We start from the raw sequence: 264 nt of genomic DNA on the forward strand, positions 1-264 counted from the left end.
TCCCGGCATTACCCGCTGGCAAATAAGGACAAGGGTTGCGCTCGTTACGGGACTTAACCCAACATTTCACAACACGAGCTGACGACAGCCATGCAGCACCTGTCTGACAGTTCCCGAAGGCACACCAGAATCTCTTCCGGCTTCTGTCGATGTCAAGGGTAGGTAAGGTTCTTCGCGTTGCATCGAATTAAACCACATGCTCCACCGCTTGTGCGGGCCCCCGTCAATTCATTTGAGTTTTAACCTTGCGGCCGTACTCCCCAG

Annotated in this window: 1 rRNA gene; it reads right to left on the minus strand. The window is 53.8% G+C overall.

The features are described from left to right. A 16S ribosomal RNA gene (locus tag M8006_RS17925) occupies window positions 1-264 on the minus strand; the annotation flags it as partial.

Source organism: Halomonas llamarensis (assembly GCF_023555005.1).
Classification (GTDB): Bacteria; Pseudomonadota; Gammaproteobacteria; order Pseudomonadales; family Halomonadaceae; genus Vreelandella; species Vreelandella llamarensis.